The organism is Bacillus sp. FSL K6-3200 (assembly GCF_038630485.1).
GTDB lineage: Bacteria > Bacillota > Bacilli > Bacillales > Bacillaceae > Bacillus > Bacillus safensis.
Genome location: NZ_CP152032.1, coordinates 2,725,247 through 2,752,053 on the forward strand (window position 1 = coordinate 2,725,247; position 26,807 = coordinate 2,752,053).

The following is a 26,807-nucleotide window of genomic DNA, read 5'->3' on the forward strand; positions in this document are numbered from 1 at the left end:
TCTCATGAAAAGAGTGGACGAGTACCGAAAGAAAATCGCGCAGCGCCGCAAAACAAAGCAGCCAGCTGCTCCCCCTAAGAAGACGGCTTTCAAGAAAAAAGAAGATATCCCGCCATGGGTTATGCTGACAGAGGAAGAAAAGCATTCTGGCTCGACCTCCTATGAACCGGCGACTCATCAAACAAAGAAATACCGTCATCCCTTATTTAACCCTAATACCTTTGTGCTTAAATGCTTATTATCAGCGTCCCTTGTGTTGATTACAGCCATTTCATTTAAAGGTCAGGCAGGTCCGTTTCAGCAGCTGAAGCCAATGATTACTCAAACCTTTGAGCAAGATTTTCAATTTGCTGCTGCCAACCGCTGGTTTGAAAAAACAGTTGGACATCCTCTGGCCTTTTTAACTGAGAAAAAAGATGGTCAAAAGGATGTCCAAGCGAATCAAGAACTCGCTGTTCCTGCCTCTGGTAAAGTGCAGGAATCCTTTACGCAAAATGGAGCAGGGGTCAAAGTCGAGACATCAGCTGAAGCGATTGATAGCATGAAGGAAGGCTACGTGGTCGAGGTGAAAAAGCAAAGCGATACAGGGCTTACCGTGGTGGTGCAGCATGCAGATAACAGCTATAGCTGGTACGGTCAATTAAAGAAAGCCGATGTGGCCTTATACGATTTTGTCGATAAGGGTGAAAAAATTGGCCAGATTTCGCTTGATGATCAAGGGAAGGGCACGTATTACTTTGCCATTAAGCAAAATGAACAATTTATCGATCCTATTCAGGTGATGACCTTTGAATAGATGGCTGCTCATGCTGACGAAAATTCACATCCATCCGCTGCTGTGGATTGTGATGGCGTTTGCGATTCTGTCAGGTCAAATCAAGCCGCTGCTTTGTCTGCTCGTGATCGTCTGTGTCCATGAACTTGGACATGCAGCGGCTGCCTGCTATTATCATTGGCGTATTCGGCGGATTTTTTTACTGCCATTTGGCGGAACGGTGGAAGTAGAGGAACATGGGAACCGTCCGTTAAAAGAAGAGCTGGCGGTCATTTTGTGCGGGCCGCTTCAGCATGTACCGCTCCAACTCATGGCATGGCTTTTCATGGAGGCTTCTCTTATCTCGCACGACGTCTATACGATGTTTACCTTTTATAATATGGCGATTTTCCTTGTGAATCTTTTGCCCGTTTGGCCGCTTGATGGCGGAAAATTATTCTTTTTGCTCTTATCTGTTTTTTACCCTTTCCAACGTGCACATTCCCTAGCAATAAAAGGCTCACTTGTCTTTTTCGGTCTATTGACAGGAGGGTTACTTTTGTTTGCACCGCTGCAATTCAATGGCTGGGTGCTGCTCACTTTTTTAGCTTATTCACTCGTAATGGAGCACAGGCAGCGGCATTACGTCAGGGTTCGCTTTTTACTAGAACGGTATTACGGTAAAAAAGAGCAAAAGGTAGAAAAACTGATTCCGCTGAGAGCAAGTGCAGAGGAAAAAGTATACGAAGTAATGGCACGATTTCAAAGGGGCTGCAAGCATCCGATTATTATTGAAAGAGATGGCGTGAAGATGAGCCAGCTTGATGAAAATGAACTGCTCCATGCGTATTTTTCAGATCGCAGAACTACCTCCTCAATGGAAGAGCTTCTTTTACCGTACTAATAGTGAAAATACATTGACATTCTGCGTCTAGTTTGATATATTTTTTAATGTTATGGATATGTAGCACCCGTGCTACAACCGCGCGGAGCAGGTGCAAAGAGCCTATGGCCCCCTGTATTCGGCGAGTCTGAGTTTATTAGGAGGTGCAGAGATGTACGCAATTATCGAAACTGGTGGTAAACAAGTAAAAGTTGAAGAAGGTCAAACTGTTTATGTTGAAAAACTAGCTGCTGAAGCAGGTGAAACAGTAACTTTCGAAAACGTATTGTTTGTCGGCGGAGACACTGTCAAAGTGGGTAACCCTTCAGTTGCTGGAGCAACAGTAACGGCTAAAGTTGAAAAACAAGGTCGCGGTAAGAAAATTACTGTGTTCAAGTACAAACCGAAGAAAAACAACCACAAGAAACAAGGTCATCGTCAACCTTACACTAAAGTTGTTATCGAAAAAATCAACGCTTAAGGCGTGTGAGTGATATGATCAAAGCAACCATTACTCGGTCTTCAGCAGATGAGAGCATTACGTCTTTTCAGATGACTGGACATGCCGAGTTTGCTGAAAAAGGTCAGGATCTCGTTTGTGCAGGTGTATCTGCTGTTGTTTTCGGCTCAGTCAATTCAATTATTGCACTGACAGGATTGGACCCACTGCTCGATATTGGTGAAGAAGGCGGCTATTTCTCTTTTGAAATGCCAGCTGATACAGATCCAGTATCCTTTGAAAAAGCCCAGCTGCTTTTAGAAGGCATGGTCGTTTCCTTAGAGACAATTGAACGAGATTATCACGATTATGTGAGAATATCAACAAAAAAATAGGAGGTGAACTTCATGCTTAGATTAGATCTTCAATTTTTCGCATCTAAAAAAGGGGTAGGTTCTACAAAGAACGGACGTGACTCTGAGTCTAAACGTTTAGGCGCTAAACGTGCTGATGGTCAATTCGTAACTGGTGGTTCTATCCTTTATCGTCAACGTGGAACGAAAATCTATCCAGGTGAAAACGTTGGACGCGGAGGCGACGACACTCTTTTCGCTAAAATCGACGGAACGGTTAAATTCGAACGTTTCGGTCGTGACCGTAAAAAAGTGAGCGTATATCCTGCGGCACAATAATTGCTAAAAACTCCGGTCATTGACTGGAGTTTTTTTCACTTTTTACAAGCAGTACCTGAAGATGATAAAAGAAAATGCACTCCATAAATATCAAAGAACGTTTGCTGACTTTGCCTCATTTTCTCCTATACGATCAGAAAAAACAACCTTTCCTCACATAACTAGTGTTTTTCTATGCTGTCTTCTCTGTTATAATTCAGGGAGACATATTGATGATAAGACTCCTAAAAGAGAGACCAAACGATTGGGAGTGCGATAATGGAAGAGATACCAAGTAAAGAAAATGAAAAATTAACTCACGTTGCATTAACAAATGAATTGATCTATCTGCTCAGTCGTTCAAGACACGACTGGATGAATAAATTACAGCTGATCAAAGGCAACTTGACATTAGAAAAATATGACCGCGTGTTTGAAATTATAGAAGAAATGGTCATTGAAGCACAGCATGAATCCAAACTCTCAAATTTAAAAATTCCCCAATTGGCCTATTACTTTCTAACATTTAATTGGGAGTCGCATTTTATCACCTTAGAATATGAAGTGCTTGGTGAAACCCGAGACTTATCAGCATATGAATCGCAGCTGCTAACGGTATCACAGGAGTTGTTTTCGATATTCGATCAATCAGTTTGTCAAAAAACTGAAAATCATTTAACGGTCACTTTCCAAACAGATCATGAAGAAAATGATGTGATCTTATATTTTGATTTCCAAGGAAAATTAACAAGTTTGGATGCGTTAAATGCGTTTCATGACGCAAACTATCCATGTATGAGTATAACGCAATTTCATGTGACGCCTCATGAGTCCATGATTGAGCTTTGTTTGAGGCAAGAACGAGATATGTGATGCAGAGAAACGGAGGAAGTTATGTTTGTAGATCAGGTTAAAGTGTATGTTAAAGGCGGTGACGGCGGAAACGGTATGGTGGCGTTCCGTCGTGAAAAATATGTACCAAAAGGCGGCCCAGCAGGCGGCGACGGCGGAAATGGTGCAGATGTTGTATTCGAAGTAGACGAAGGACTCAGAACGTTAATGGACTTTCGTTATAAGCGTCATTTCAAGGCTGACCGCGGCGAGCACGGAATGAGTAAAAACCAGCATGGCCGAAATGCGGAAGAAATGATTGTCAAAGTTCCGCCGGGTACGGTTGTAACAGATGCAGAGACGGAACAAGTACTAGCTGACTTGACAGAGCATGGGCAGCGCGCTGTGATTGCCAAAGGCGGACGTGGCGGACGTGGAAATTCACGCTTCGCAACACCAGCAAACCCTGCACCACAGCTGTCTGAAAACGGTGAGCCAGGTAAAGAACGTGACGTCATCTTAGAATTAAAAGTACTTGCAGATGTTGGACTTGTTGGTTTCCCAAGTGTCGGGAAGTCAACGCTGCTTTCGATTGTCTCTTCTGCGAAACCAAAAATTGCGGATTATCATTTTACAACGCTTGTGCCGAACCTCGGAGTTGTTGAAACAGACGATAATCGAAGCTTTGTTATGGCGGATCTGCCAGGACTGATCGAAGGAGCGCACGAAGGCGTTGGCTTAGGTCATCAATTTTTACGTCATATTGAGCGTACACGTGTCATTGTCCATGTCATTGATATGTCTGGACTTGAAGGGCGTGACCCATACGAAGACTATGTGACGATTAATGAAGAGCTTGAGCAATACAATATGAGATTGACAGAGCGTCCGCAAATCATTGTTGCGAACAAAATGGACATGCCAGATGCAGCTGACAATCTAGCGGCATTTAAAGAAAAATTAACGGATGACTATAAAGTGTTCCCGATTAGCGCGATCACAAGAGAAGGGCTTCGTGAGCTCTTATTTGAAATCGCCAATCAGCTTGAAACAACACCGGAATTCCCGCTCTATAATGAAGAGGAGCTGTCGGATAACCGCGTGATGTACAGGTTTGATGAGGGCGATGCACCATTTGAGATCTCAAGAGATCCTGATGGCACGTTTGTGTTAACGGGTAAAGCACTTGAGCGGCTGTTTAAGATGACAGACTTCTCAAGAGATGAATCCGTTAAACGATTCTCTAGACAGCTGCGCGGAATGGGTGTCGATGATGCGTTGCGTGAGCGCGGTGCAAAAGATGGCGACATCATTCGTCTGCTTGAATTTGAATTCGAATTTATTGATTGATCAACAGGAGGGTCCAGACCATGGGCTCTCCCGTTTTTAAAAGGGGAGAAAACAGGTGAAAGAAGAAACGTTCTATTTAGTAAGAGAGGATGTACTTCCAGATGCGATGCGAAAAACGCTTGAAGTCAAAAAGCTTCTCGATCGCAAAAAAGCGGATTCAGTTGCCGATGCTGTTCAAAAAGCGGATTTAAGCCGCAGTGCTTTTTATAAATACCGAGATGCTGTTTTTCCATTTTATACAATGGTGAAAGAGCAGATCATCACATTGTTTTTCCACCTTGAGGATCGGTCTGGGGCTTTGTCAAGACTGCTTCAAATTGTGGCTGACTCTGGCTGTAATGTGTTATCCATTCACCAAACGATTCCACTGCAAGGAAGAGCGAATGTCACCTTATCAATTAGTACAGCTGGTATGGCAGATGATATCAACACCGTCATGAATCAATTAAGAAAGCTTGAATTTGTCGAAAAAGTCGAAATTCTAGGTTCTGGGGCGTAAAAGGAGAGATCATAGCAGATGAAGCAATTAACTGTAGGTTATTTTGGACCAGAGGCAACATTTACTCATTTGGCCGTATGCTCTTGTTTTCCAAAAGATGCGGTGCAGCGTGCCTATGCAACGATTCCGCAATGTATGGATGCTGTGTCAAAGGGCGAAGTCGATTTGGCGGTCGTTCCACTTGAAAATGCACTCGAAGGATCTGTGAACTTAACGATTGATTATTTAATTCATGAAGAAGCGTTGTCCATTGTGGGGGAGATGACAGCACCAATTCGCCAGCATTTGCTTGTCCACCCATCAAGAGCGGAGAGCTGGGAGACGTTAGATGTCATTCAGTCGCATCCTCACGCGATTGCCCAGTGTCATCAATTTCTAAAAAAGCAGTACCCTCATATTCCTCATCGGCCAGTGGAATCAACAGGATATGCAGCAAAATACATCAGTGAGCATCCAGATGAAGCTGTTGGGGCTATTGCTAATGAAATTGCCGCAAAAACGTATGGTTTGATGATTGCGAAAAAAGACATTCATGATTATCCGCACAACCATACACGCTTTGTGATTTTACATAAAGATCCTAACGCATCGTTCCCAATGAATTCTGGTTTTTCATCAAAGCCAAAAACGACCATTGTGGTCAGTCTGCCTAAGGATGACCAATCAGGCGCATTGCACCGCGTGCTATCTGCTTTTTCTTGGCGGAATCTTAACTTGTCAAAAATTGAATCTCGTCCGACAAAAACAGGTCTTGGACATTATTTATTTATTATTGATATTGAAAAAGAAATGGATGATGTTTTAGTCCCTGGTGCGATTCAAGAATTAGAAGCGATTGGCTGTGAGGTCAAGCTGCTCGGCAGCTATCAAACATATGAATTAACGAATGAAAAATAGTGTCCCGTGAGGACACTATTTTTTTAGTCTTTTATTAAAAACCCAGCATTATCCAGCGCTTGAATGGCTTGGTCAAGCTGCTTTTGGCTGTAAGAAGTGAGAGTATGCAGGTGCACGCCGTCTGTTAGTTCTGACAAGTAGGACGCGCCAGTGTTAGAAATATGATGGACAAAATCAGCGACTTGTTTCCGTGTGCTGACGCGAATAGAGGCCGTCAGTTCACCATAAACAGGGTGCTCAATGATCACATCTTTCACCGTCACGCCAAAGTCTACAATCAAGGTCAGTTCCTCTTCTGTACGAGCAGGATCATGCTTGCAGGCGATGATTTGTTCAATTTCTCTTTCTGGCGCATGCTGCGCTGCCATATACACATAGCCTTGGCTTGTGGCAATAATGGGTTCGTTTTTTGCTTTTAATAATGAAATATCTTGTACAATGACTTGTCGAGAGACAGCCGCCTTTTTAGCTAAAAAGCTCCCGGTAAGCGGTGTGTCTGTTTCTTTTAGCCACTCTAAAATGGCGGTTCTTCTTTCTTCGCCAATGAGTTTCCTCTCTTGCTCCACGTCCTAAGCTCCCTTCTTCTCCTTTTGCAAATGCTCAAAAGTATGCAAAAGCTGATCGATGTCATCTTTTGATGACTGCCATCCAAATGATAGTCGAATAAATTGTAGTGCATCACGATCTGATACACGCAATGCCTTCACAGCAGGGGAAGGATGATGATAACCAGAAGCACACGCGCTTCCAGTTGATAGACAAATCCCATGCCGGTTACATGCTAACATTACATATTGTCCTTCAAACCCTTCAAAAAAACAACCAATAATATGAGGCAGCGTGCGGCGATTGACATTGTCTTGAAGTGTACGAACAGGCAGCTGTCTTATTTTTAACTGCTGAAGAAAATAATCACGCAGCTGCTCATCTAATTTATGCTGTTCATCCAGCCTAAGCATCGTTTGTTCACTTGCGGCAGCAAAAGCACCGATACACGGAACGTTCACTGTCCCTGGACGTAAGCCATTTTCCTGAACTGCACCTCTATATAAAGGTTTCCAAGGAACATGTGCGCCCATATAAACGGCACCAGCGCCTTTAGGAGCATACACTTTATGACTTGAGATGGACACGGCATCGACTCCAAGTTTTTTGATGGACACACGAATCTTTCCAAATGTTTGCACAGCATCTGTATGAAAAAGAATGTTTCTTTCTTTTAAAAGAGGCGCTAATTCAGCAAGCGGCTGGATAATCCCTGTTTCTGAATTGGCGTGCTGAATAGATACTAGTCCTGTTTCAGGCAATAATGCTTCTTTGAGAATGTCTTGTGTAATGATTCCATCCTGATTCGGTTCAATGATCGTGACTTTTACGCCAAGACGTTCTAAGCTGCTAATTGCATGATGAACAGAAGGGTGCTCAACTGAAGTTGTAATGACATGCTGTTGATGTGCTGGCAGTCCATTGATGATCGATTGAATCGCAAGGAGATTAGATTCAGTTCCACCGCTTGTAAAGTAGACCCCATCTGGTTCACCCTCGATTATGGCAGCGAGTGATTGTCTGCTGTAAGTCAATATATCATTTGCTTTTCCCCCAGCATCATGAAGACTGCTTGCATTTCCATAGAAATTTTTACTCAGCTGCTCAAAAACATGCAGTGCTTCCTCTGAAACAGGTGTAGAAGCTGCGTAATCTAAATAAACCAACCTATCCATCTCCCGTGTAAAATTTTTTTCTTGTATTTATTTTAGTGTTGTGTAATGATATGTGTCAAGACAGGTGTAAATGACAGGAGGGGCGATGGTGTCATCAATCAAAAAAGTCATTGTGGTGGGATCAGGCATTGCAGCGCTTTCCTTTGCAAAAAACATTTCGAAAAGTTGCCAGGTCATCATGATGACAAAAAAACAATTTTCATCTAGTAATTCCATGCTGGCACAAGGAGGAATCGCTGCTGCCTTTTCAGCACATGATTCTGTTCAGCAGCATGTGCAAGATACACTAGCTGCCGGCTGTGACCACAATGATGAAAGAACCGTACAAGAAATCGTGAGACTTGGAAAACACCTTGTGGACCAGCTCGTAGCAGAAGGCTGTCCATTTGATCAAGATGAGATGGGAGAGCCGCAATTAGGCAAAGAGGGAGCTCACAGCACTCATCGCATCTTGCATGCGGGAGGAGATCAAACAGGTAAAACCCTTGTGCAGTATCTAAAAAGTCAGCTCGGCTCACATATTCATTTATACGAGTATCATCATGTCATTGATCTATTAGTTCATGAAGGGACATGTACGGGTGTTGTATGGAAAGACGAGACAGGACACGTACATACGATGGCCGCAGATGCCGTTGTTTTATCAACTGGCGGCTGCGGCTCCCTATATGAGACAAATACAAATGATCCTTCTATAACAGGAGACGGACTGATGATGGCCTATCGAGCCGGGGCGCAATTAGTGGATCTCGAATTTGTTCAATTCCATCCAACTCTTTTAACAATCGCTGGAAAAGCAGTTGGTCTCATTTCAGAGGCAGTACGGGGAGAGGGAGCTTATTTAGAAGATGAAACAGGCAGGCGGATCATGAAAGGTATTCATCCACAAGCTGATTTAGCACCTAGAGATGTGGTCGCTAGAGCTATTTTTCATGAGCAGCAATTAGGTCATCAATTGTATCTTAACATCCATGAAATTCCGCATTTTTCAGCTCGTTTTCCAGCAATAGATGCGATGTGTCAGTGTGCAGGCGTCGATATGGCAAGCGGCAGGCTGCCAATTTCCCCCGGTATGCACTTTTTAATGGGCGGAATCAGCGTCAATGAATATGGAGAAACCACTGTTCCAGCGCTATTTGCCATTGGAGAAGCGGCCTGCACCGGCTTACACGGTGCGAATCGATTGGCGAGTAATTCTCTTCTGGAAGGTCTCGTGTTAGGCAGCAAAGCGGCACAGAGAATGAAGCAGCTGCCTAAACAGAAAGAAACCAGCTCATCTTTTTCTATCCGAGAAATATGGCAGGTCCCAATGATTTCAAAAGCTCAGCTTAGACAATGGATGACTACATATGCGGCCATTGTGAGAGATGAAAAAGGTTTACAAACTTTGCTTCATTCGTTGCAGCATGTCAATTTTCAGCAAATTAATGTGAAGGATATCACAAATGAACAGATCGAATTAAGCAATCAATGGGCATTAGCGGTTTGTCTTGCTAAATCTGCATTACTCCGTACAGAAAGCAGAGGGGGCCATTATCGAATGGATTATCCAGAGCGAAGCGATGCGTTATGGCAGGGCAGGCAGATTGTTCATGAAAAAGGTCACGTTCATATCATGAAAAATGAAAGGATCGGTGCCAAATGGAACGTTTACAGTTAAAACAAATGCTCACTCATTTTTTCACAGAAGATATTGGTTTTGGAGATGTATCAGCTGATGCCATCTTTGGAGACAAGAAAGGAACAGCTCTTATCATTGCGAAACAATCTGGTGTATTGGCAGGATCACAACTGATTGATATAGGGTACCGCCTGTTGAATGAACAGATTCAAACTGAATTGTTTTTTCAAGAAGGTGATTTGATTCATTCTGGTGCTGTACTGGCAAAAATAAAGGGTCCAGTCAACGACTTATTAAAGGGAGAGAGGGTCATTTTAAATTTATTGCAGCGAATGACAGGTATCGCCACCTTAACACATGAGGCGGTGCAGCGATTAGGTGACCCGTCTATTACGATTTGTGATACGAGAAAAACAACACCAGGTTTGCGTATGTTAGAAAAATACGCAGTAAAGACAGGCGGTGGAAAGAATCATCGCTTTGGTTTATCGGATGGGGTAATGATTAAAGATAATCATATTGCCGCATGCGGTTCTATCCGTGAAGCTGTAGAGAAAGCAAGAGCATATGCCGGTCATATGGTGAAAATTGAAGTGGAAATTGAATCAGAAACGCAGCTAATGGAAGCCATTGATGCAAAAGCGGATGTCATTATGTTTGATAACTGCTCTCCGGATGAGGTAAAACGTTTTAAACAAATGACGCCAAAGTCCATTCTGACAGAAGCATCAGGGGGCATTACGCTAGAGACATTGCCAAGCTACAGGGGGACAGGAGTCGATCTTATTTCGCTTGGTTTTCTGACTCATTCTGCTCCAGCATTTGATTTCAGTATGAATATGGAATTCAGTCATAAAGGGGGAACGACTCATGTCCATGCTTAATGTATTAGCCAATCAACATGCAGTCATGATGCCAGATGAATATAAACACCGCTCTGAAGATGAGATGAAGCAGCGAGTGTTAGACATTAAGCGGGCTTTTGGCTCAAAGCTTTTTATACCGGGCCATCATTATCAAAAGGATGAGGTCATCGAATTTGCAGATGCAACAGGAGATTCATTGCAGCTGGCACAAATCGCTGCTGACAATCACGAGGCTGAATACATTGTGTTCTGCGGTGTTCACTTTATGGCAGAAACGGCAGATATGCTGTCAAACAAGAATCAAAGCGTCGTATTGCCAGATATGAGGGCAGGCTGTTCAATGGCAGATATGGCAAATATGAAACAAACAGACAGAGCATGGGAGCAGCTCACTGAACTGTTTGGGGATACAATACTTCCACTTACGTATGTCAATTCAACAGCAGATATTAAAGCATTTGTCGGCAAGCATGGCGGGGCAACTGTTACTTCGTCAAACGCTAAAAAAGTACTCGAGTGGGCGCTGACACAAAAAGAACGAATTCTGTTTCTCCCTGATCAGCACCTAGGGCGTAATACAGCATTTGATTTAGGTATTCCGCTAGAGGAAATGGCTGTGTGGGATCAGATAGAAGAAAAGCTCATCACCGATCAGCCGCTTTCCCGTATTAAGATGATTTTATGGAAAGGCCATTGCTCCGTACATGAGAAATTTACTGTTCGAAATATAGAAGAAATGAGAAAAAAAGACCGTGACATTCAAATTCTTGTTCACCCTGAATGCACGCATGAGGTCGTAAGGGCTTCTGACCTAGCAGGTTCAACGAAATTTATTATTGATACGATTAAACAGGCACCAGCAGGAAGCAAATGGGCAATTGGAACAGAGATGAATTTAGTCAAACGGATCATAGCGCAGCACCCAGATAAACAAATTGAATCCCTCAACCCAGATATGTGTCCATGCTTGACTATGAACCGGATTGATCTGCCTCATTTGCTATGGTCACTTGAAAGCATTGAGAAGGGTCAGCCGGCCGGGTTGATACAGGTCAATGAAGACATCACGAAAGACGCTTTGCTTGCACTCGAGAAAATGCTCGCCATTAAATAATGAATCAGCCCCTCCTATCAGAAAACAAGTTTTTATCATATCGGCTTGTAAATAGGCATAAATTTATGTTGAAACATATTGTACTTCTGACATAACCGTTACGTTCACGTTTTGCATAGGAGGGGAAAACGTTGAAAATTCATATTGTGCAAAAAGGAGACTCCCTTTGGAAAATTTCAAAGAAATATGGAGTCGACTTTCAAGAATTGAAAAAACTAAATTCACAGCTCAGTAATCCTGATTTGATCATGCCAGGTATGAAGATTAAGATTCCATCTAGTGGTGTTCCTGTGAAAACAGATCATCACAAAGTAAAAGAAATGCCAAAAACGAAAGAACATCCGTATGTGAAAGAAAAGCCAAAAGATGTCGTGCAAGTGCAAGATACGAAACCGAAGGAAAAGCCAAATGAACCGGTACCTTATGTACCGCCAGTGCCAAAGATCGAACAGCCAGTTTTTCCGCAAGTCGATGTGAACTATTATCAGACCAATCTCTACCAGCCATTCACGCCTCCTCCCAAAAAAGATCATCACGAGAAAAAAGATCACGTTCATGACAAAAAGGATCACAAAGATCATTTTCATCATGAAAATAAAGACCATAAAGATAACAAGGGTCATGTCCATCATGAAAATAAGGAACATAAAGATCACAAGGACCATTTTCATCATGAAAATAAAGGTCATCTAAAAGATGAAGTGGCAAAGGGGTATGATCCGTTTATTCATATTCCGCATCAAAAGGAGGAGGGAAAAGATATGGAGCACAGCAATTACCCAAATCTTCCTAACTTCCCGCAAATGCCAAATGTGGGAGGGGCAGCGGTAGGAGGAATAGCTGAAAATAAGGAGCATCATCACCAGCACCATCATCATGAACCATATGATCCTTATTATGGTTATGGTCATTACATGCCAGCAATGTATCCATATCCGCAGCAAATGGTGCCGGCATCGCCAATCTTACCGGGATCAGGCCTATGTTATCCTATCCAGCCATATTATCACCATCACATGATGCCATATCCATATCCGGCTCATTCGTATTATCCTGCGTATCAAGCGCCAGCTTACTATGGAGAAAATCTTGAGCATCATGCAAACGACGGACATCACTGGCATCACCATATGCATTCAAACGCCAACGCCAACGCAAATGCCAACGCAAATCAAGGCTTCTATCCAAACGTTTCAAATGCAGCATATGGCAAGGAAGACTGCGGATGCGATGATGGCATGAAGCATCATCAGCCTTGGCCGGGACATTATCCGAATCCTGTTCCTTATGGCCAAATGGGGGCTTATCCAGCTCAGCCTTATATGCAGCCATATCCAGGTCAATCCGTTTTTGCAAGGCCGGAGGAAGAAGAAGAAGATTAATGACAGAAGGAACGATGTCAATCGTTCCTTTCGGCGTGTAGACAAACCCTCGCATTCGGTGTCAGGTCTGTGCGCCGGTGCTCTCGAATGTCAAATTCGCTCCGCTCCGGTACTCGCCCTTCCTAGGGCTGCAAAGGTTTTCTATTACGCTGAAAAGAAGACAAAGGGCTAAAATCAAGAACATTTTAGCCCTTTGTCACCAATCAGAAGGAACGATCTCAATCGTTCCTTTTTTTGTTTATAACTGACAGCTTGATTTTTCTCCTAACTGTACATGCTAAAACAGAGCCTGTTTCGCGCTCATGAGATTGAATTTGTACAGGGGGTTTTTCGTTTGAGACAAAAATGGCAAAAAACAATCGCATTAGTGCTTCTTCCTATTGGTTTAACGGCATGTGGTGCAAATAATAACGCAGGTGTCGATACACGTCATAATCAATCAGGCCAGCCGGTTGGTTATCATTCAAATCAACGAGCGGACGACAACAACCAGGATCATCAAGGACCAGTTTCTGAACTCATGGAGGGAATGAACGGTAGAAATACAACGAATGTTGATTACCGTACACGTCCTCAAGCTGATGATCGAATGCCTCTCACAGGTGGAGATGGACGCTACAGTCATGGAGATATGAACTATCATAACCAAATGTCGTTCTCAGGCTACGATAAACAAGAGAACATTCAGCGTTCAAGAAAAATTGCCAACCGCGTCAATAAAATGAATCACGTAACAGACTCTCAAGTCATGGTGACGGATGAGAATGTGTATATAGCCATTAAATCAGATGGCCGCCTCACGTCAGAAGGCGTATCACAAGTAGAAGAAGCAGCGACTCGTTATGCGGATGGAAGAGCAGTCCAAGTCATAAAAGATGAAGGTGCATTCACACGCTTTAGAGATATGAGAAGAACGCAATTTGAAACAGGTCAAACAGGCATGACCCGGTAGTTTGACATCAAAAAGGCTAAAGTTCATCACGAACTTTAGCCTTTTCTTAAAAATAAACTTTGATGCCTATATAAAATTCGTAAAAGAAATAACAGCCAAACCCTAGTAATAAAATACCAGCAATAATGGATGTCCACTTGATCATCGTTCGATTCATCACTTTTCTTGTTAAGGATACAAGTGTGAGAAGACCGATGTCATGAAGGAGAATCCCTGCCAAAATACCGCCGGCAGCCAGCATAAATTCAGATGAATCTGTTTTTGTATAAGCATCCGCAAGTACAGCACCAAAAACAGAAACCCAGAACACAAGATTTCCAGGAGATACCGCCACGAGCAAGCCGTTCCGATATGTTTTTGCATAAGACTTATTAACCTTTTCTCCTGCTAAATAGATATCTTGATCCGCATTTTTAATGGAATCGTATGCGAGAATCATTAAGAATACAGCTCCGATCAGCCAGAGCGGGATTTGAACAAACGGCAAAGATAAAAACTGAGCAAATCCAGCATATAAAGCCAAGATGAGTAATAAGTCTATGGTCATACCGCCTGCTCCGACAGTTAAACCATGAAAGAATCCGTTTTTCAGTCCCTGTTTTGTCATTTCAACCGTGATTGCTCCAACAGGCAGAGCAATTGAGAATCCTACGACGATAAATGTGAGAAATGTTTGCAATCGACTAGAACTTCCTTTGATTAATGAATTGTATAAAAATTCTCCGTTTAGATTAATTATACATAATAGGAGAAAAGGATCAACGATTATTTCAAATTTAATTGAAATAAGAGGAACAGATTATGTATAGAAGTCTGTATATCAACATGGTCTATAAAGCTTGTAGGGGAAAGGAACTATTTTCCTGAATTCTCTTTTTTTCACGATGTCTCTATGCTACACTGATGTGGAAATCAATAAAAGTGACTAGGGGTGCCCGTAAATGGGCTGAGAGAGTAGCATAAGCTTCTTAACCCTTTGGACCTGATCTGGCTCGTACCAGCGTGGGGAAGTTGAAGATGATGCATGGATCATATCAATGATATGCATGTTTATTTCTGACGACGAAACCAGGTTCTTTAAATAGAGCCTGGTTTTTTGCTGGTGCTGATTCCATCCTGTCCGGTGACAAGAAGAAAAGGAGAGAACAGCAAATGAAAGAAAAGAAAAGTGTCCCATCCAACCAATCATTATTATCCAGCTTTGACGGCAGCCAAAAGGTGTATGAGAAAGGGTCAAGACCCGATATCTTAGTGCCAAAAAGAGAGATTACGCTCTCACATACTGTGACAGAAGCGGGCGACATTCAAAATGAACCAGTCCGCGTATATGATACAAGTGGACCGTACACCGATGAGAACGTTCATATTGACGTCACAAAGGGATTAAAGCGCCTTAGGGCAGCATGGATTGAAGAAAGAGGAGATACAGAAAGCTATGAAGGGCGTCATGTAAAACCGGAAGATAACGGATATCGTTCAAGGGAGAAGGAGTCCTTCCATTCTATCCAGACTGATTTTCATCATATACCGCTCCGCGCGAAACAAGGAGCGCGCGTGACGCAAATGCATTATGCCAAAAAAGGCATCATTACGCCTGAAATGGAGTTTATCGCAATAAGAGAAGAGCTAAGCCCTGAGTTCGTTAGAGAGGAAGTAGCGAGCGGAAGAGCCGTCATTCCTTCGAACATTAACCATCCTGAAAGTGAACCAATGATTATCGGAAGGAATTTTCATGTCAAAATCAATGCGAATATTGGCAATTCAGCTGTCACATCATCCATTTATGAAGAGGTAGAAAAGATGACGTGGGCGATCAGATGGGGGGCAGACACAATGATGGATCTGTCTACTGGAAAGGATATTCATACAACGAGAGAATGGATCATTCGGAATTGCCCAGTCCCAGTAGGAACCGTTCCTATCTATCAGGCCCTTGAAAAAGTGAATGGAGTCGCAGAAGATTTGACGTGGGAAGTGTATAGAGACACATTAATTGAACAAGCAGAGCAAGGTGTAGACTATTTCACGATTCATGCGGGCGTGCTATTAAGATATATTCCGCTGACAGTCGATCGGGTGACCGGAATTGTTTCAAGAGGCGGTGCGATTATGGCAAGATGGTGTCTTGCTCATCATCAAGAGAATTTCCTCTACACCCACTTCGAAGACATTTGTGAAATTATGAAAACGTATGATATCGCCTTTTCTCTTGGAGATGGACTTAGACCAGGCTCGATTGCTGATGCCAATGATGAGGCGCAGTTTGCAGAGCTGGAAACGTTAGGTGAATTAACAGAGATCGCTTGGAAACATGATGTGCAAGTAATGATTGAAGGGCCCGGACATGTCCCAATGGATAAAATCAAAGAGAATGTGGACAAGCAAATGGACATTTGCAAGGAAGCACCATTTTATACGTTAGGGCCACTTACAACAGATATCGCGCCGGGGTATGATCACATTACATCCGCCATCGGCGCTGCCATGATCGGCTGGTACGGAACAGCCATGCTGTGCTATGTAACGCCAAAAGAGCATTTAGGTCTGCCGAACAAAGAAGATGTGAGAGAAGGCGTGATCGCCTATAAAATTGCCGCACATGCCGCTGATCTAGCAAAAGGACATCCTGCTGCTCAAAAGCGTGATGATGCATTATCAAAAGCGAGATTTGAATTTAGATGGCGGGACCAATTCCACTTGTCTCTGGATCCAGAAAGAGCCTTGGCGTTCCATGATGAAACATTGCCTGCTGAAGGCGCTAAGACCGCTCACTTTTGCTCGATGTGCGGACCGAAGTTTTGCAGTATGAAAATTTCCCATGATATCCGCAATCAATCTGAAGAAGTGAAAAGAGAGATGGAAAAGAAGGCGAAGGAGTTTGTCAGCCAGGGAAGTCAAATTTATCAGCCCTAAAAAAGAACCTCGCACGATGCTGTGCGGGGTTTTATCAAACGGCTGAAAAGGCTTTTCTTAAAAGGTGAAAAAATGCCTTTGCTGCATATGCCATCATGTCCACACTCGGAATGAGAGCATCTGTTAAATGAAAAAAGACTGTTTGTTTTTCTGGAGATGTTCGTTTCTTTTTCTGCTTCATCAAGGGCAGCCTCCTTTTTAACCAATATACTTCTTTGCAGATCTGAGAGAAAGATATGTTGTGTGAATTTAAACAAAATTTAAACTTCTTGGGTTTGAATGGAAACAAGGAGGGGAAACGAGTTGAATAGAGAATGAATGAAAAGAGCTGATCTTTTTGACCAGCGAACAAGAAGAGTGGAAGGTGATCTTATGATGAAAGTATTTAAGGTAACATTTCATATGAACAATGGGGAAGTGCTTGATTTCGAGCTAAAACGCCCAGCTACCTATGATGTGTATAAAAAAATTGAAGAAGCCAATCATTGGTTTAAGCTGAATAATGAAATCATTAACCTATTAAACGTCAATAGTATCCATGTAGAAACAGAATAACAACAGAAAGCCGCTCGGAGAGAGCGGATTCAGATTTTTGACAAAGGGCTAAATGATCTCTATTTTAGCCCTTTGTCTTCTTTTCAGCGTGATAGAAAACCTTTGCAGTCTAGGAAGGACGAGTACCGGAGCGGAGCGAATATGACATTCGTGAGCACCGGCACGCAGGACTGACACCGAATGCGAGGGTTTGTCTACGCGCAGAAAGCCGCTCTCTTTGAGCGGCTTTCATTATGCAGAAAAATCATTTCGATTATTAAGCTGCCCGCGGGACAGCCAGTTCTTTTTATACAAATAAGCAATCACTTCAAGCCACAGGCGCGGTGCTTTTTTAGGGAAAAAAGGTTTTTGGTAATAGGCATAAGCGGCTTTTAAATCATCCCATTGATGACATGCTTTCGTTTGCGTGAATCTGGCAACGTCAATGACTCTGATCCGTCCTTCTTTTGTTAAGATCAGATTGCGCAGATGGATGTCAGAAGGATTCAATCCTTTCTCACGCGCTTCCTCCAGCGCATCATCGACTTGTTCAATCATTTGTTTTTTAATAGGAATTCCTTTTGTAAGGCATTCATAGAATGTGTAGCCTTTAATATATTCCATTAAAATATACTGATCCCCAGACTCATAAATCTCAGGGTAGTAAGACGAACCGGAAAGTTTTTCGTAAATGGCAGCCTCTTTGCGGGCAATATGCTGATAAGAAGGGAAAAAGACTTTTAGTGCCATTTTCTTGCCGTCTTTTTTGTATAAAAAGACATAGGCACTTCTTCCTTTGCCGCACAGTTCAAGCTCTGCCGGTTTATAGGCAAGCTTATGAAAACGTTTCTCTTCATGATACTGAATCGATTCGGCTAATCTTTTGACATCTGACATTGACTTCACCTTCTTTGGTTTCAGTTTATGCGGCTGAAAAACGAATGATGAAAAAACCGTGTCATTCGATAAAGCAATGGATTGTATAAAACATAACATTTACGAATGAAGGATACAACGAAAGACTCTTACCATACATTTGAATGATCGATTTGGTTAATGTTTAGAAAAATGGGTCAAACTACATATGTCATGCATCGATCTCATGTTCTAAAGAGGTGTAAATAGTGAAAGTGAAGATGAAATGTTTCGTTACAGGACTTATCATGACAAGTGTGCTTTTTTTCGCTGCGGATATGGAAGGAAAAGAACACTTGCAAAAGCAGTCAAACTCTATCACCGTCCAGCTTGAAAAAGTCTATCTAGATGGCGATGTGAGTATTGAAAGACACCGGGCATCATTAGAAGACAAAGACACATTCTGGGCGCAGTATAAAGGCTGGACGCTGGTAGAGCAAAAAGAGGATTTTGCCCTTTTTAGAAAGCAAATTGATGATATCTCTCCATTAAGTAAAGCAAATGGATATATCGGATTATCAGAGGACGGTGTGATTTCTACGTTTCATGGAAGGCCTGACGGCTGGGCGGAGCCTATTCATCTCTTTTTTCAAATTGATACGTCCCGTTTAGAAAGTCATGTGGAGAAGCAGCTTGAGCAAGGTATTCCTTTTCGAACGAAGGATGAATTTGAGCATGTGCTTGAAGTCATGAAGCCTTACCGAAATGAAATATCGTTTTAAAGCGTGTAACAGCTTGCTGGTGTGAAGGCCGCAAGCTGTTTTTCGTGGTTTCATCATAAAAATGTACTGAGCGAACGTATGTTAACTTTTATTGCGGTTTTCTCTTCGATTTATGTTACAATGAAGAACAGTCAAAGAGGTGAAAACGGTGATAGAGTTTGTAAAAGGGACCATTGATTATGTGTGCCCGCAATATGTTGTCATTGAAAACGGCGGAGTGGGATATCAAGTCTATACCCCAAACCCGTTTATCTATCGAGTAAATAAACAAGAAACGATTTATACGTATCATTACATAAAGGAAGACGCATTCTCGTTATACGGTTTTCAAACACGAGAAGAAAAAGCGCTGTTCACAAAACTGTTAAATGTCACAGGAATTGGGCCAAAGGGTGCACTCGCCATCCTTGCTTCCGGTGATCCTGGCGCTGTCATTTCAGCAATAGAACGTGAAGATGAAGCGTTCCTGATTAAATTCCCTGGAGTGGGCAAAAAAACAGCACGTCAAATCATTCTGGATCTAAAAGGAAAACTTGCAGATGTAGTGCCAGAAATGATTGGCAACTTATTTAATCACGAGGATCACATTCAGGTTGAAACGCAGCAAACTGCATTAGATGAAGCGATTGAAGCCTTAAGTGTTCTTGGATACGGTGATCGTGAAATCAAAAAGGTTCTTCCATTATTAAAAGAAGAAAAGAATCTCACAACCGATCAATATGTGAAAAAAGCTTTACAAAAAATGTTGAAATAGGGTGATGTCTCATGGATGAACGGCTCGTCTCAACTGAAGCAGACAACCATGAATCAGCCATTGAGCAAAGTCTGCGGCCACAGACACTTAGCCAATATATCGGTCAGCAAAAAGTAAAGGATAACCTCAGCGTATTTATTGAAGCTGCCCGCATGAGGCAGGAAACGCTTGATCACGTCCTTTTATATGGACCTCCTGGACTTGGGAAAACAACGCTTGCGTCGATCATTGCCAATGAAATGAATGTTCAGCTGCGTACAACGTCAGGACCAGCGATTGAGCGTCCTGGTGATTTGGCGGCCATCTTAACATCTCTTGAGCCAGGTGATGTATTGTTTATTGATGAAATTCACCGCTTGCAGCGCTCAATTGAAGAAGTGCTGTACCCAGCAATGGAGGATTTTTGTTTAGATATTGTCATTGGAAAAGGAGATACAGCACGCTCTGTACGGCTTGATTTACCGCCATTTACGCTTGTAGGTGCAACGACCCGTGTCGGGCTGTTAACAGCGCCGCTTCGTGATAGGTTTGGGGTACATGCAAGATTGGAATACTATGAGCAAAGAGATTTGGCTCACATTGTGGCAAGAACAGCCGAACTGTTTGAGATTGGGATTGATCTTCGCTCAGCCGAAGAGATTGCGAGACGTTCCCGGGGAACACCGAGGGTAGCCAATCGTTTGCTCAGAAGAGTAAGAGATTTTGCGCAGGTGCTTGGGAATCATGCCATTACGCAGGACATTGCGGAAGATGCCCTTGAGCGTCTTCAAGTCGACAGACTGGGCCTCGACCATATCGACCATAAGCTGCTTTTAAGCATGATCGAAAAATTTAGAGGCGGTCCTGTTGGGCTTGATACGATCTCAGCGACAATTGGAGAAGAATCACATACGATTGAAGATGTGTACGAACCGTACTTACTGCAAATTGGTTTTCTGCAAAGAACACCAAGAGGGCGGGTCGTCACAAGAGAAGCGTATGAACATTTTCAAATGGAGGTTCCGATTCGTGACTGAATTCCCTAAAATGTTAATGATTTTAGGTGGTGTCCTTTTTGCCGCAGGATTAGTGTTTCAATTGGTTGGTAAGCTTCCAGGTGATATTTTTGTAAAAAAAGGAAATGTGACTTTCTTTTTTCCTGTCATTACATGCATTGTCATTAGCCTCGTACTAACCATATTACTGAATATCTTTGGACGGATGAAATAACGTTAACTAGTTAACTACAGAATAGGTGAAGGAAATGAAGCTAGAACTATTTGATTTTGATTTACCAGAAAGATTAATTGCACAAGTGCCGCTTGAACAACGAGATGCATCAAGACTGATGGTCTTAAACAAACAAACGGGTGCGATTACACATGATACATTCTCACAAATCATCGATTATTTTCAAAAGGGTGATTGTCTCGTTCTAAACAACACACGCGTTCTGCCTGCACGTCTGTTTGGGATGAAAGAGGATACAGGTGCCAAAGTTGAGCTGCTTCTATTGAAACAAGAAGAAGGAGACAACTGGGAAACACTTGTCAAACCAGCGAAACGGGTGAAAAAAGGGACGGTTATCACATTTGGTGATGGACGGCTCAAAGCGGTATGTACAGAGGAAATGGAACATGGCGGAAGAAAAGTCGAGTTTCAATATACAGGCATTTTTTATGAAGTGCTTGAATCCCTTGGTGAAATGCCGCTGCCTCCATATATTAAAGAGCAGCTTGACGACCGCGAACGCTATCAAACCGTTTATTCAAAAGAGGTCGGCTCCGCTGCTGCGCCAACTGCCGGTCTCCACTTTACAACCGAGCTGCTGGATGCGCTGAAAGCGAAAGGTGTACACATTGCTTTCATTACGCTGCACGTAGGGCTTGGCACGTTTCGTCCGGTAAGTGCAGAACGTATTGAAGAACACGAAATGCACGCAGAGTTTTATGAAATGAATGAAGAAACAGCTGATGAGCTTAATCGCGTTCGCAAGGAAGGCGGACGGATTATTTCAGTCGGCACAACGTCAACAAGAACGCTTGAAACCATTGCAAGTGCACATGATGGTGAGTTCAAAGCCTCAAGCGGCTGGACGTCGATCTTTATTTACCCTGGCTACACATTCAAGGCAATTGATGGCATGATCACGAATTTCCATCTGCCAAAATCCTCGTTAATTATGCTTGTCAGCGCATTAGCTGGACGAGAGCACGTACTAAAAGCGTACAATGAGGCTGTGAAAGAGGAATACCGATTCTTCAGCTTTGGCGATGCCATGCTGATTCAATAACATCATACAACAAAGACAGGAGGGCTCATTTTTGTCGCAATTACCGATACGTTATGAGTTCATTAAATCATGCAAACAGACAGGTGCACGTCTTGGCCGCGTTCATACACCGCACGGCTCCTTTGAAACACCTGTATTTATGCCAGTAGGGACACTGGCTACAGTCAAAACAATGGCGCCTGAAGAATTAAAGGCAATGGATGCAGGCATCATCTTAAGCAATACGTACCACCTATGGCTCCGTCCAGGTCACGATATCGTAAAAGAAGCAGGCGGTCTGCACAAATTTATGAACTGGGATCGAGCCATTCTAACAGATTCAGGCGGATTCCAAGTTTTTTCATTGAGTGAATTTAGAAAAATTGAAGAAGAAGGCGTTCACTTCCGTAATCATTTAAACGGAGACAAGCTGTTCCTATCTCCTGAAAAAGCCATGGATATCCAAAATGCACTTGGCTCTGATATTATGATGGCATTTGATGAATGCCCGCCGTATCCTGCAGAGTACGATTACATGAAACGTTCTGTGGAGCGGACAAGCAGATGGGCAGAGCGCTGTCTAACAGCGCACCAGCGTCCAGAAGATCAAGGATTGTTTGGGATTGTCCAAGGCGGAGAATACGAAGAGCTTCGAAAACAAAGTGCAAAAGACCTTGTTTCACTTGATTTCCCAGGCTACGCCATCGGAGGCTTATCTGTTGGGGAACCAAAAGATGTGATGAATCGTGTACTAGAGTTCACAACGCCATTTTTACCGGCAGACAAGCCGAGGTACCTAATGGGTGTCGGCTCGCCAGATTCCTTAATTGATGGCGCCATTCGCGGAGTAGATATGTTTGATTGCGTACTGCCAACACGAATTGCAAGAAACGGTACCTTGATGACAAGTGAAGGCCGTCTTGTTGTGAAAAATGCAAAATATGAGCGTGACTTTAGACCAATCGATGAAAACTGTGACTGCTATACATGTAAAAACTACACACGCGCCTATATTAGACATCTCATCCGAACAAATGAAACGTTCGGAATTCGATTAACAACTTATCATAATCTTCATTTTCTGTTAAAATTAATGGAGCAAGTGAGAGAAGCTATCCGTGAGGATCGTTTAGGTGATTTTAAAGAAGAGTTTTTTGAGCGTTATGGCTTTAACAAACCGAATGCGAAAAACTTTTAACGCATAAACGAAAGGCTTTACAATGCTTTAGAAAGGGGTGAAATAGAATGGATGGTGGTATGGGTTCAATCATTATGATTGTTGTCATGTTTGCTGTGCTTTACTTCTTGTTAATCCGTCCACAGCAAAAGCAACAGAAAGCTGTGCGTCAGATGCAGCAATCTTTATCAAAAGGCGATAAAATCGTCACAATCGGTGGATTACACGGTGAAATCGACTACATTGATGAATCAAAAGTGGTCATCAAAACAAGCGAAAACAACCGTTTAACTTTCGATCGTCGTGCTATTAGAGAATTAGCTGACAAAGGCTAATCCTCCGATACATAGCCATAAAAAAAGAGCGATATGATTCGCTCTTTTTTTATTTGCCTCGAAGATTGACGCCAATCATTCCCCCAAGCATACAAATGCCTAAAAATGCCCCATGATAGATGAATTGCTCTGGTGAAAACGTTTTTCCAAACCCCAAATATTGAAATAAAAATACAGTGAGGGAAAAGATCATCGCCGTGATCGCACCAATTAACCAGCCACGCTCCTTTGCTTTCCCGCCAGAAATGATGCCTCCTAATAGAAGGGCAGCAAAGGACAAAATCATAATCATCCATTTAAATGATGATTCCTGCATACTTGTGAATGTAAGCATGAGTGACACAAGTAAACTTGTGACAACCATCACGACAAAAATGGCAATTAAGCCGGATAAAATGCCTTTTCCAATTTGTTTCGTTTCCTGCATGTAGATTCGTCTCCTCTCCATTTGAACGAAGCTTGTCTTTTACTAAAATGTATTCACAGTGAAGAAAAAATAGACATGTTTCAGACGTTTCTTTTCTACATAAATAAAGTGTTTTGACACAAGCTATGTTGGAGAAGGAGGGTTTACATCACATGCAGGACATCTTGATCATTTCCATGAGAACCATCATTTTATATTTTCTTATCTGGTTTATTTTTCGCTTAATGGGCAAAAGGGAAATTGGCGAGCTCAGTATTTTAGATCTAGTCATTTTTATGATGATCGCTGAAATTGCAGTTCTCGCCATAGAAGAAGTAGAGGATCACATGTTACATACGGTATGGCCAATCCTGCTGTTAACCTTCATTCAAATCACACTTGCCTACCTCTCATTGAAATTCCAAGGTGTCCGGCGCTTTCTTGACGGCAAACCGGCCTTGCTCATCATCAATGGGAAAATAGACGAGGGTGCGATGAGAAAACAGCGATACAATTTTGATGACCTGCTCATTCAATTAAGAGAAAATAACATCGACAGCATTCAGGATGTCTCTTATGCCATTTTAGAGCCGTCTGGCAAGCTCGCTGTTGTCGAAAAAGAAAACAAGCGCAAACATGCAGCGCTTGAGCTTCCACTTATTGCGGACGGTGTAGTGCAGCATGACCACCTGAAGCAAATCAATCAAAATGAACAGTGGCTGAAAGATGAGCTTGCTAAAAGAGGTTATCATGATATCGATCAAATCTCTTACTGCAGCTTTAATCAAAAAACGTTTTATATTGATTTGAAAGATGAAGTGATTAAAAAGAGATGAGCTAAAACAGTTTCCCGATGAACGGGATGCGGCGCAGCTCTTCTCGTTTCACTAGGCCAAGGCAGATTAATAGAATGACATACAACGTGCCCGTAACAAAGATGAGTGTCACAAGTTCAAGTGGAGCAGAAAAGAGTCCATTTACTTGAGACTTCAGCCAAAGGCTGACAGCCCCCGTACCGATAATCACAAGGACGCAGAGCCCATATTCCTTTAATGGTAAATGAATAGGCAGCACCTTTCCTACAGTTGCCGCATGGAGCAGTGTGACAAGGATGATGCCGATTAATATCGCAAGTGCTGCGCCCATAATGCCAAAGCCAGGCTGTGAAGCAAGGACAAAAATCATCCCTGTTTTTACAATAGCTCCAATCAGGCTGTTGGTCATCGCCGCACCAGCTAAATTGAGTGCTTGAAGCACGGCTTGAAGGGGCCCTTGAAAATAATATAGAAGAAAAAATGGTGCCATGAATTTCACATAAATGGCCGCGTGCGATGAACCATACATAAAGAGCGTTAAATCTTCTGCGTAAACGAAAAGAATAATACATGAAATGCCTCCGCTGAGTAAACAAAGGCGCATCGCCTGCTTCAGCCGGTATTCGACCGTTTTACGTTTGTTCTGTTCCATTCCTTCACTGATCGCCGGGACTAGTGCAGTGGAGAGTGAATACGTAATAAAACTAGGCAGTGTCAAAAGGGTCAGGGCAAGACCGGTCAACTCCCCGTACTGTCTTGTCGCCTCTACAGCCGCATAACCAGCAATGGCAAGACTTTGCGCGACAACAATCGGCTCTAAAAACCACGAAATATTCCCGATAAAACGGCTGCCTGTTGTTGGCAGGGCAATGCTCATCAGCTGCTTAAACGTGTCCTTCCCGTCATGAATCGCCTTAAAAAATCGTTTTCGAATACGAATGGTCTTTTTATAGCGAAAGGCAATCAGTAAGTAAGCAAGTGAAATCATCTCTCCAATCACAGATGAAATCATCGCACCTGCTGCCGCAAATTCAATCCCGTAAGGAAGGAAAGCCGTTGTACATACCGCCACTAGTGAAATTCTTGCGACCTGTTCCAGAACTTGAGACATCGCAAGCGGGCTCATCTGCTGTCTGCCTTGGAAATAGCCTCTTAACACACTGGAAATGGCGATGACTGGTACGACGGGGGTAATAGCAAGCAGTGGATAGACCGTTCTAGGATCAGTCAGCATATTTTCTGCCATGATGGGCGCAAACCATAAAAAAAGCGGCGTGAATATCAGGCTGAGTGTTCCCGTTATCGCAAGGGACATGACCAGAATACGTTTTGTTTTCTGTTTGTCACCCCGGGCTTCTGCTTCTGCAACGAGCTTACTAATAGCGACAGGCAGTCCGAATTGCGTGAGCGTCACGGCGAGAAAAAAGGTGGGTGCAGCCATCATATAAAGCCCGACCCCTTCTTCGCCAATGAACCTCGCAATGACAATTCGATTGACAAAACCCAATATTCTCGTAATAAAACCTGCTAAAATTAAAATAATGGTCCCCTTTAAAAACGTTTGCTTCGTCAAATCACAGATCACCTGCCTTCTCAAACGACATAGAATCATATACAATAAGATATGCGTGTATATCGTCCAAGCATGACAAGTCTCTCGATAAAAAACTGAAAAGGGGGAGCTACGCAATGACACAACACCCAGCAGCTATATACAAAGACCATTTAAAGCCTTTTCTGTTCAGTAAGCTTGAAGAATTCATCGTTTTGGGCTATAAAGATGTAGATTTAGAGGAATTATGGTCATACTTAGAGAATAAGAAGTGGAAGAAAAAACAAGAGTATCCGATTCATGAAATGGTTGCAGATATTTTATCTGTGAAAATAGGCGAATTTATGAACTATGCAACCGTTCAGTCGTTTAAAACGTCTGCTTTTTTGGACAGTGAAGATGGCAAGAATATGCTTGATGAACTGTTGAAATAAGCCATCTTAATGGATTCAG

The 26,807-nt window shown here is 42.7% G+C and carries 32 protein-coding genes, 1 riboswitch and 1 other annotated feature; of the genes, 25 read left to right on the forward strand and 7 right to left on the reverse strand.

The window, feature by feature from the left end; genetic code table 11:
• Window positions 1–4: 4 nt before the first annotated feature.
• The 9 genes from MHI60_RS13845 (at window position 5) to pheA (ending at window position 6,324) form a co-directional block, all read left to right on the forward strand.
• Window positions 5–796 (forward strand): M23 family metallopeptidase, encoded by a 792-nt coding sequence (locus MHI60_RS13845; RefSeq protein ID WP_095409202.1) that lies wholly within the window; start codon window positions 5–7, stop codon window positions 794–796.
• Window positions 789–1,658, forward strand: a complete 870-nt coding sequence (locus MHI60_RS13850) for a M50 family metallopeptidase (protein ID WP_144484799.1) — start codon at window positions 789–791, stop codon at window positions 1,656–1,658. The genes MHI60_RS13845 and MHI60_RS13850 overlap by 8 nt, the downstream gene beginning before the upstream one ends.
• A gap of 66 nt (window positions 1,659–1,724) precedes the next feature.
• Window positions 1,725–1,797: a sequence feature (ribosomal protein L21 leader region), on the forward strand.
• Window positions 1,798–1,809: 12 nt separating this feature from the next.
• Window positions 1,810–2,118 carry a 50S ribosomal protein L21 gene (gene rplU / locus MHI60_RS13855; RefSeq protein WP_003216781.1) on the forward strand — a complete coding sequence of 103 codons (309 nt, stop codon included), beginning with the start codon at window positions 1,810–1,812 and terminating at the stop codon, window positions 2,116–2,118.
• 14 nt (window positions 2,119–2,132) lie between these two features.
• Window positions 2,133–2,471: a ribosomal-processing cysteine protease Prp gene (locus MHI60_RS13860; RefSeq protein ID WP_111292134.1), complete on the forward strand. Its 339-nt coding sequence runs from the start codon at window positions 2,133–2,135 to the stop codon at window positions 2,469–2,471.
• A gap of 12 nt (window positions 2,472–2,483) precedes the next feature.
• Entirely contained in the window at window positions 2,484–2,768 is a 285-nt protein-coding gene (gene rpmA / locus MHI60_RS13865) for a 50S ribosomal protein L27 (RefSeq protein ID WP_003216586.1), read from the forward strand.
• 258 nt (window positions 2,769–3,026) lie between these two features.
• Window positions 3,027–3,620, forward strand: coding sequence for a sporulation initiation phosphotransferase B (locus tag MHI60_RS13870; RefSeq protein ID WP_111292133.1), 594 nt, complete (start codon window positions 3,027–3,029; stop codon window positions 3,618–3,620).
• A 21-nt stretch (window positions 3,621–3,641) separates the two neighbouring features.
• Entirely contained in the window at window positions 3,642–4,928 is a 1,287-nt protein-coding gene (obgE, locus tag MHI60_RS13875) for a GTPase ObgE (protein ID WP_039180364.1), read from the forward strand.
• Window positions 4,929–4,983: 55 nt separating this feature from the next.
• Window positions 4,984–5,427: an ACT domain-containing protein gene (locus tag MHI60_RS13880; RefSeq protein ID WP_008342790.1), complete on the forward strand. Its 444-nt coding sequence runs from the start codon at window positions 4,984–4,986 to the stop codon at window positions 5,425–5,427.
• Window positions 5,428–5,445: 18 nt separating this feature from the next.
• Window positions 5,446–6,324 carry a prephenate dehydratase gene (pheA, locus tag MHI60_RS13885; RefSeq protein ID WP_144484796.1) on the forward strand — a complete coding sequence of 293 codons (879 nt, stop codon included), beginning with the start codon at window positions 5,446–5,448 and terminating at the stop codon, window positions 6,322–6,324.
• A gap of 23 nt (window positions 6,325–6,347) precedes the next feature.
• On the opposite strand, the gene MHI60_RS13890 is transcribed toward pheA, so the two are convergent.
• Entirely contained in the window at window positions 6,348–6,890 is a 543-nt protein-coding gene (locus MHI60_RS13890) for a transcription repressor NadR (protein WP_095409199.1), read from the reverse strand.
• A gap of 3 nt (window positions 6,891–6,893) precedes the next feature.
• Window positions 6,894–8,045 carry an IscS subfamily cysteine desulfurase gene (locus MHI60_RS13895; RefSeq protein ID WP_144484794.1) on the reverse strand — a complete coding sequence of 384 codons (1,152 nt, stop codon included), beginning with the start codon at window positions 8,043–8,045 and terminating at the stop codon, window positions 6,894–6,896.
• Window positions 8,046–8,130: 85 nt separating this feature from the next.
• Here MHI60_RS13895 and nadB point away from each other — a divergent pair, with 85 nt between their 5' ends.
• From nadB to MHI60_RS13920, 5 genes are all read left to right on the forward strand, one after another.
• Window positions 8,131–9,705, forward strand: coding sequence for an L-aspartate oxidase (gene nadB / locus MHI60_RS13900; protein WP_144484792.1), 1,575 nt, complete (start codon window positions 8,131–8,133; stop codon window positions 9,703–9,705).
• Window positions 9,687–10,550 (forward strand): carboxylating nicotinate-nucleotide diphosphorylase, encoded by an 864-nt coding sequence (gene nadC / locus MHI60_RS13905; protein ID WP_095409196.1) that lies wholly within the window; start codon window positions 9,687–9,689, stop codon window positions 10,548–10,550. The genes nadB and nadC overlap by 19 nt, the downstream gene beginning before the upstream one ends.
• Window positions 10,537–11,646, forward strand: a complete 1,110-nt coding sequence (nadA, locus tag MHI60_RS13910; protein ID WP_144484790.1) for a quinolinate synthase NadA — start codon at window positions 10,537–10,539, stop codon at window positions 11,644–11,646. The genes nadC and nadA overlap by 14 nt, the downstream gene beginning before the upstream one ends.
• A gap of 131 nt (window positions 11,647–11,777) precedes the next feature.
• Window positions 11,778–13,028 carry a SafA/ExsA family spore coat assembly protein gene (gene safA / locus MHI60_RS13915; protein WP_095409194.1) on the forward strand — a complete coding sequence of 417 codons (1,251 nt, stop codon included), beginning with the start codon at window positions 11,778–11,780 and terminating at the stop codon, window positions 13,026–13,028.
• A 334-nt stretch (window positions 13,029–13,362) separates the two neighbouring features.
• Window positions 13,363–13,980 (forward strand): YhcN/YlaJ family sporulation lipoprotein, encoded by a 618-nt coding sequence (locus tag MHI60_RS13920; RefSeq protein ID WP_095409193.1) that lies wholly within the window; start codon window positions 13,363–13,365, stop codon window positions 13,978–13,980.
• Between the two features lie 46 nt (window positions 13,981–14,026).
• Here the strand turns inward: MHI60_RS13920 and MHI60_RS13925 are convergent, their stop codons facing one another.
• Window positions 14,027–14,659, reverse strand: coding sequence for a LysE family transporter (locus MHI60_RS13925; RefSeq protein WP_095409192.1), 633 nt, complete (start codon window positions 14,657–14,659; stop codon window positions 14,027–14,029).
• A gap of 238 nt (window positions 14,660–14,897) precedes the next feature.
• Window positions 14,898–15,006, forward strand: a riboswitch (TPP riboswitch).
• 126 nt (window positions 15,007–15,132) lie between these two features.
• Here MHI60_RS13925 and thiC point away from each other — a divergent pair.
• On the forward strand, window positions 15,133–16,893 hold the full coding sequence (thiC, locus tag MHI60_RS13930; protein ID WP_144484786.1) for a phosphomethylpyrimidine synthase ThiC: 1,761 nt from the start codon (window positions 15,133–15,135) through the stop codon (window positions 16,891–16,893).
• A gap of 34 nt (window positions 16,894–16,927) precedes the next feature.
• Here the strand turns inward: thiC and MHI60_RS13935 are convergent, their stop codons facing one another.
• The gene (locus MHI60_RS13935; RefSeq protein WP_162842506.1) at window positions 16,928–17,074 is read right to left on the reverse strand and encodes a hypothetical protein; all 147 of its coding nucleotides are present in this window, start codon (window positions 17,072–17,074) and stop codon (window positions 16,928–16,930) included.
• A 191-nt stretch (window positions 17,075–17,265) separates the two neighbouring features.
• Between MHI60_RS13935 and MHI60_RS13940 the strand changes: the two genes are divergently transcribed.
• Window positions 17,266–17,448, forward strand: coding sequence for a hypothetical protein (locus tag MHI60_RS13940; RefSeq protein WP_008342761.1), 183 nt, complete (start codon window positions 17,266–17,268; stop codon window positions 17,446–17,448).
• Between the two features lie 231 nt (window positions 17,449–17,679).
• Here the strand turns inward: MHI60_RS13940 and MHI60_RS13945 are convergent, their stop codons facing one another.
• Window positions 17,680–18,324, reverse strand: coding sequence for a serine/threonine protein kinase (locus MHI60_RS13945; RefSeq protein WP_034279877.1), 645 nt, complete (start codon window positions 18,322–18,324; stop codon window positions 17,680–17,682).
• A 239-nt stretch (window positions 18,325–18,563) separates the two neighbouring features.
• On the opposite strand from MHI60_RS13945, the gene MHI60_RS13950 reads away from it, so the two are divergent.
• The 7 genes from MHI60_RS13950 (at window position 18,564) to yajC (ending at window position 23,581) form a co-directional block, all read left to right on the forward strand.
• On the forward strand, window positions 18,564–19,064 hold the full coding sequence (locus MHI60_RS13950; protein ID WP_073979823.1) for an intercompartmental signaling factor BofC: 501 nt from the start codon (window positions 18,564–18,566) through the stop codon (window positions 19,062–19,064).
• A gap of 148 nt (window positions 19,065–19,212) precedes the next feature.
• On the forward strand, window positions 19,213–19,818 hold the full coding sequence (gene ruvA, locus MHI60_RS13955) for a Holliday junction branch migration protein RuvA (protein ID WP_111292124.1): 606 nt from the start codon (window positions 19,213–19,215) through the stop codon (window positions 19,816–19,818).
• 11 nt (window positions 19,819–19,829) lie between these two features.
• The gene (gene ruvB / locus MHI60_RS13960; RefSeq protein WP_095409187.1) at window positions 19,830–20,834 is read left to right on the forward strand and encodes a Holliday junction branch migration DNA helicase RuvB; all 1,005 of its coding nucleotides are present in this window, start codon (window positions 19,830–19,832) and stop codon (window positions 20,832–20,834) included.
• Complete coding sequence (locus MHI60_RS13965) at window positions 20,827–21,027, forward strand: DUF2905 domain-containing protein (protein ID WP_144484784.1); 201 nt, start codon at window positions 20,827–20,829, stop codon at window positions 21,025–21,027. Before ruvB ends, MHI60_RS13965 begins: the two co-directional genes overlap by 8 nt.
• Before the next feature lie 34 nt (window positions 21,028–21,061).
• The gene (queA, locus tag MHI60_RS13970; protein ID WP_144484782.1) at window positions 21,062–22,090 is read left to right on the forward strand and encodes a tRNA preQ1(34) S-adenosylmethionine ribosyltransferase-isomerase QueA; all 1,029 of its coding nucleotides are present in this window, start codon (window positions 21,062–21,064) and stop codon (window positions 22,088–22,090) included.
• Window positions 22,091–22,121: 31 nt separating this feature from the next.
• Window positions 22,122–23,267, forward strand: coding sequence for a tRNA guanosine(34) transglycosylase Tgt (gene tgt / locus MHI60_RS13975; protein ID WP_024423141.1), 1,146 nt, complete (start codon window positions 22,122–22,124; stop codon window positions 23,265–23,267).
• 47 nt (window positions 23,268–23,314) lie between these two features.
• Complete coding sequence (yajC, locus tag MHI60_RS13980) at window positions 23,315–23,581, forward strand: preprotein translocase subunit YajC (RefSeq protein WP_003216659.1); 267 nt, start codon at window positions 23,315–23,317, stop codon at window positions 23,579–23,581.
• Window positions 23,582–23,630: 49 nt separating this feature from the next.
• Here yajC and MHI60_RS13985 read toward each other — a convergent pair whose 3' ends face one another.
• The gene (locus MHI60_RS13985; RefSeq protein ID WP_048238998.1) at window positions 23,631–24,008 is read right to left on the reverse strand and encodes a TIGR04086 family membrane protein; all 378 of its coding nucleotides are present in this window, start codon (window positions 24,006–24,008) and stop codon (window positions 23,631–23,633) included.
• 152 nt (window positions 24,009–24,160) lie between these two features.
• On the opposite strand from MHI60_RS13985, the gene MHI60_RS13990 reads away from it, so the two are divergent.
• A complete protein-coding gene (locus MHI60_RS13990; protein WP_048238997.1) occupies window positions 24,161–24,823 on the forward strand; it encodes a DUF421 domain-containing protein in 663 nt (220 codons plus the stop codon).
• 1 nt (window position 24,824) lies between these two features.
• On the opposite strand, the gene spoVB is transcribed toward MHI60_RS13990, so the two are convergent.
• Complete coding sequence (gene spoVB / locus MHI60_RS13995; protein ID WP_111292122.1) at window positions 24,825–26,375, reverse strand: stage V sporulation protein B; 1,551 nt, start codon at window positions 26,373–26,375, stop codon at window positions 24,825–24,827.
• Between the two features lie 116 nt (window positions 26,376–26,491).
• On the opposite strand from spoVB, the gene MHI60_RS14000 reads away from it, so the two are divergent.
• Window positions 26,492–26,788, forward strand: coding sequence for a post-transcriptional regulator (locus tag MHI60_RS14000; protein WP_003216788.1), 297 nt, complete (start codon window positions 26,492–26,494; stop codon window positions 26,786–26,788).
• Window positions 26,789–26,807 lie beyond the last annotated feature (19 nt).

What these genes read in the sequence shown, in the direction of transcription:
- obgE (WP_039180364.1), top strand. Translation starts at nt 3,642, where the DNA reads ATGTTTGTAGATCAGGTTAAAGTGTATGTTAAAGGCGGTGACGGCGGA.
- yajC (WP_003216659.1), top strand. Translation starts at nt 23,315, where the DNA reads ATGGATGGTGGTATGGGTTCAATCATTATGATTGTTGTCATGTTTGCT.
- rplU (WP_003216781.1), top strand. Translation starts at nt 1,810, where the DNA reads ATGTACGCAATTATCGAAACTGGTGGTAAACAAGTAAAAGTTGAAGAA.
- MHI60_RS13870 (WP_111292133.1), top strand. Translation starts at nt 3,027, where the DNA reads ATGGAAGAGATACCAAGTAAAGAAAATGAAAAATTAACTCACGTTGCA.
- MHI60_RS13950 (WP_073979823.1), top strand. Translation starts at nt 18,564, where the DNA reads ATGAAATGTTTCGTTACAGGACTTATCATGACAAGTGTGCTTTTTTTC.
- MHI60_RS13845 (WP_095409202.1), top strand. Translation starts at nt 5, where the DNA reads ATGAAAAGAGTGGACGAGTACCGAAAGAAAATCGCGCAGCGCCGCAAA.
- MHI60_RS13990 (WP_048238997.1), top strand. Translation starts at nt 24,161, where the DNA reads ATGCAGGACATCTTGATCATTTCCATGAGAACCATCATTTTATATTTT.
- MHI60_RS13860 (WP_111292134.1), top strand. Translation starts at nt 2,133, where the DNA reads ATGATCAAAGCAACCATTACTCGGTCTTCAGCAGATGAGAGCATTACG.
- MHI60_RS13945 (WP_034279877.1), bottom strand. Translation starts at nt 18,324, where the DNA reads ATGTCAGATGTCAAAAGATTAGCCGAATCGATTCAGTATCATGAAGAG.
- MHI60_RS13935 (WP_162842506.1), bottom strand. Translation starts at nt 17,074, where the DNA reads ATGAAGCAGAAAAAGAAACGAACATCTCCAGAAAAACAAACAGTCTTT.
- MHI60_RS14000 (WP_003216788.1), top strand. Translation starts at nt 26,492, where the DNA reads ATGACACAACACCCAGCAGCTATATACAAAGACCATTTAAAGCCTTTT.
- nadC (WP_095409196.1), top strand. Translation starts at nt 9,687, where the DNA reads ATGGAACGTTTACAGTTAAAACAAATGCTCACTCATTTTTTCACAGAA.
- queA (WP_144484782.1), top strand. Translation starts at nt 21,062, where the DNA reads ATGAAGCTAGAACTATTTGATTTTGATTTACCAGAAAGATTAATTGCA.
- MHI60_RS13985 (WP_048238998.1), bottom strand. Translation starts at nt 24,008, where the DNA reads ATGCAGGAAACGAAACAAATTGGAAAAGGCATTTTATCCGGCTTAATT.
- pheA (WP_144484796.1), top strand. Translation starts at nt 5,446, where the DNA reads ATGAAGCAATTAACTGTAGGTTATTTTGGACCAGAGGCAACATTTACT.
- nadA (WP_144484790.1), top strand. Translation starts at nt 10,537, where the DNA reads ATGTCCATGCTTAATGTATTAGCCAATCAACATGCAGTCATGATGCCA.
- thiC (WP_144484786.1), top strand. Translation starts at nt 15,133, where the DNA reads ATGAAAGAAAAGAAAAGTGTCCCATCCAACCAATCATTATTATCCAGC.
- ruvB (WP_095409187.1), top strand. Translation starts at nt 19,830, where the DNA reads ATGGATGAACGGCTCGTCTCAACTGAAGCAGACAACCATGAATCAGCC.
- rpmA (WP_003216586.1), top strand. Translation starts at nt 2,484, where the DNA reads ATGCTTAGATTAGATCTTCAATTTTTCGCATCTAAAAAAGGGGTAGGT.
- nadB (WP_144484792.1), top strand. Translation starts at nt 8,131, where the DNA reads ATGGTGTCATCAATCAAAAAAGTCATTGTGGTGGGATCAGGCATTGCA.
- MHI60_RS13895 (WP_144484794.1), bottom strand. Translation starts at nt 8,045, where the DNA reads ATGGATAGGTTGGTTTATTTAGATTACGCAGCTTCTACACCTGTTTCA.
- MHI60_RS13940 (WP_008342761.1), top strand. Translation starts at nt 17,266, where the DNA reads ATGATGAAAGTATTTAAGGTAACATTTCATATGAACAATGGGGAAGTG.